This is a genomic window from Dietzia sp. IBK-p2-15D (genome assembly GCF_057773105.1).
Genome location: NZ_JBYMTK010000096.1, coordinates 1 through 448, shown reverse-complemented (window position 1 = coordinate 448; position 448 = coordinate 1). Strand labels below are relative to the sequence as shown.

Here is a 448-nt window from a genome sequence, read left to right as displayed (position 1 = left end):
CACGCGGTGTTGAAAACGGCCTTCGAGTCGCTCGCTAAAGGCTATTCTATCGCCCCCTGTCCGGGGGCGATTTCAGATCAGGCTTCTGTACCTGGTTGATTCATGGCATTTTCTCGTGCCGCCAGCACACGTTCTACCGTATCTACCACTGCCTGAGTTTGTGGATCGATTTCAATGTTGACGCGTGCGCCGAGTTTTTTCTTCCCAAGAGTCGTGCGTTCGAGTGTTTCCGGAATTAAATGGACGCAAAAACGCGTTGGCGTGACTTCGCCGACGGTCAGGCTAATACCGTCGATGCCAATAAATCCTTTGTACAGGATATATTTCATCAACTGACTATCCTGGACTTTAAACCAGATCTGACGATTATTTTCCGAGGTTAATATTTTCGCTACTTCAGCGGTGGTCATAATATGACCTGACATTAAGTGTCCGCCAATTTCATCGC

At 48.2% G+C, this 448-nt stretch carries 1 protein-coding gene; it reads right to left on the bottom strand.

Annotation, left to right across the window (positions count from 1 at the left end):
• Positions 1-77 precede the first annotated feature (77 nt).
• Positions 78-448 (bottom strand): riboflavin synthase (gene ribE / locus AC3DEV_RS17035; RefSeq protein WP_186269437.1); only part of this gene is annotated, 371 nt, incomplete at its 5' end.